Genomic DNA, 2653 nt, shown 5'->3' on the forward strand with positions numbered 1-2653 from the left:
TCCTGTTGCTTCCGTGCCAACGACCAATGCTGTTGGAGTTGTGTAATCTTGAGTATGATAGGAAGTTGAGTTTTGTAATGTAGCACAATAAATAGCAATATTTCTTTCTTTCAAAAAAGTAATAATTTCTTCTGTTGTTCCTGTTGCTATTTGGTTGGTAAACAAGCAACCTACGCTTGAGCGAACGATATTAGGGTTGTATAAATCACTTTTCGGATTGGCAATAATCACTGCATCAAGATTTGCAGCATCGGCAGTTCGTAGTAACGCGCCAATATTTCCAGGTTTTTCTGGTGCTTCAGCAACGAGAATTAAGGGATTTTTGGAGAGTTTTAAATCTGATAATTGCAAAGATTTGGTTTTGGCAACCGCCAAAATTCCTTCGGTTGTGTCGCGATACGCTAGTTTTTGGTAGACTTCTTTTGAGATTTCGATTAACTCGATTTGTTTGTTTGTTAATTTGGTTATTTGAACTTCTGAAATTAATTCGGGTAAAAACAAAATCGTTTCAATTTCATAACCTCCTTTGATTGCCAAAGAAATTTCGCGTTCTCCTTCAATTAAAAAAGTTCTGGTTTGTTTCCGTGCTTTTGCTTTTTCCTGCAATAGAACCAAAGATTTTATGAATGGATTTTGTACTGATGTAATTTGTTTCATTTTTGAAAGAAAAAGTTGCAAGGCATCAAAGTTACAAAGGTTTTATTGTTTAATTTGCATTCGATTGTCGAATAAATCAAATTGTTTTTACCAGTTTTAGAACATAAAATAAAAAATGCTTAATTTCACAAATTCTAAATTCATATAGTGAAGAATTATTCAGTCAAACGATACCAAAATAACGATTTTGAAAATTGGAATTCCTTTATTGGCAAAGCCAAAAATGCTACTTTTTTGTTTCATCGTGATTTTATGGACTATCATTCGGATCGATTTGAGGATTATTCCTTGATAGTTTTGGATAAAGAAAAATGGGTTGCCGTTCTTCCTGCAAATGTTGTTGGGAATCAAGTTTTTTCACATCAAGGATTAACTTATGGTGGATTAGTCTATAATGAAAAAGTAAAACTAGCTTCGATTATTGAAATTTTCAAAAGTGTTTTGTTTTTTTTGAATGATAATAAAATTGAAAAATTACAGTTAAAATTATTGCCGTCAATTTATCATCAGAAGCCCGCTGAGGAAATAAATTATGCTTTGTTTTTGGTAAAAGCTAAATTAATAAGAAGAGATTCTCTTGCAGTTATGGATTTATCTAAGGAGAATGTTTTATCAAAACTTAGAAAAAGAGCTATTCAAAAGGGGATTTCGAATGATTTTGTTATTAAAGAAGTGGATGGTTTTGAGTCATTTTGGAATGAGATTTTAATTCCAAATTTAGCCAAGAAACATCAAGTAAAACCAGTTCATAGTTTAGATGAAATTGACAAATTGAAGATACTATTTCCAGAAAATATTAGGCAATTTAATGTTTATAAAAATGGAATTATTGTAGCTGGAGCAACAGTTTTCGAAAGTAAAAAAGTGGCACATTGTCAATATATTTCAGGTGATGAAGATAAAAACGAATTGGGTGGTCTTGATTTATTGTTTCATCATTTAATAACTGAAGTATTTAATAAAAAGGACTTTTTTGATTTTGGAATTTCCAATGAAAATCAAGGAAGAAAGTTAAATAATGGATTGTCATATTGGAAGGAAAGTTTTGGCGCAAGTACTATTGTTCAAGATTTTTATGAAGTGGAACCAGCAAATTATAGTTTATTAGACACTGTTTTGATATGATAAAATTCCTAGACTTAAAAAAAATAAACGAACCTTATGAAATTGATTTTCAAGAAAAATTGGAAGCCTTTTTAGAAAGATGCTGGTACATTTTAGGCAATGAAGTTGCAACATTTGAAGCTAATTTCGCTACTTATTGCGGTACAAAACATTGCATTGGTGTTGGTAATGGTTTTGATGCCTTAGTCTTAATTTTTAAAGGGTATATTGAGCTGGGGAAATTGCAAAAAGGAGACGAAGTGATTGTTCCTGCCAATACTTATATTGCCAGTATTTTATCAATTTTAGAAGCTGATTTGATACCTGTTTTGGTTGAGCCAAAATTAGAAACTTACAACATAAATCCCGATTTAATTTTAGAAAAAATCACATCCAAAACCAAGGCAATTTTAGCAGTTCATCTTTATGGACAATTGGCCGAAATGGAGAAAATAAGCGAAATTGCCATTCAAAATAATCTTTTGGTAATTGAAGATGCAGCTCAAGCTCACGGAGCAATTTCAGATTTTGGAAAAGCAGGAAATTTATCGAATGCAGCAGCCTTCAGTTTTTATCCGGGAAAAAATTTGGGTGCTTTAGGCGATGCAGGTGCAGTAACTACAAACGATGCTGAATTGGCACAAACTATTCATTCCTTAAGAAATTATGGTTCTGAAACGAAATATTACAACGATTATATTGGAACAAATTCAAGGTTAGATGAATTACAAGCAGCTTTTTTGAATGTAAAATTCCCCCATTTAGATGAAGATAATATTAAGAGGAAAGCTATTGCAAAACGCTATTTATCAGAAATAAAAAACGATAAAATTGTGTTGCCGTTTTGGGATTTGACTGATAATCACGTCTTTCATTTATTTGTTATTAGAAC

Annotated in this window: 3 protein-coding genes; 2 read left to right on the top strand and 1 reads right to left on the bottom strand. The window is 31.5% G+C overall.

Annotated elements, in window-relative coordinates:
• A partial coding sequence (locus tag PHC28_RS18050; protein ID WP_300103786.1) for an RNA methyltransferase occupies window positions 1-657 on the bottom strand: 657 nt, incomplete at its 3' end.
• Between the two features lie 147 nt (window positions 658-804).
• On the opposite strand from PHC28_RS18050, the gene PHC28_RS18055 reads away from it, so the two are divergent.
• The gene (locus tag PHC28_RS18055; protein ID WP_300103789.1) at window positions 805-1782 is read left to right on the top strand and encodes a GNAT family N-acetyltransferase; all 978 of its coding nucleotides are present in this window, start codon (window positions 805-807) and stop codon (window positions 1780-1782) included.
• Window positions 1779-2653: DegT/DnrJ/EryC1/StrS aminotransferase family protein (locus PHC28_RS18060; RefSeq protein ID WP_300103792.1), on the top strand; the 875-nt coding region annotated here is incomplete at its 3' end. The genes PHC28_RS18055 and PHC28_RS18060, both read left to right, overlap by 4 nt.

The sequence above is a fragment of the Flavobacterium sp. genome, assembly GCF_028712645.1.
In the GTDB taxonomy this organism is placed as follows: Bacteria; Bacteroidota; Bacteroidia; order Flavobacteriales; family Flavobacteriaceae; genus Flavobacterium.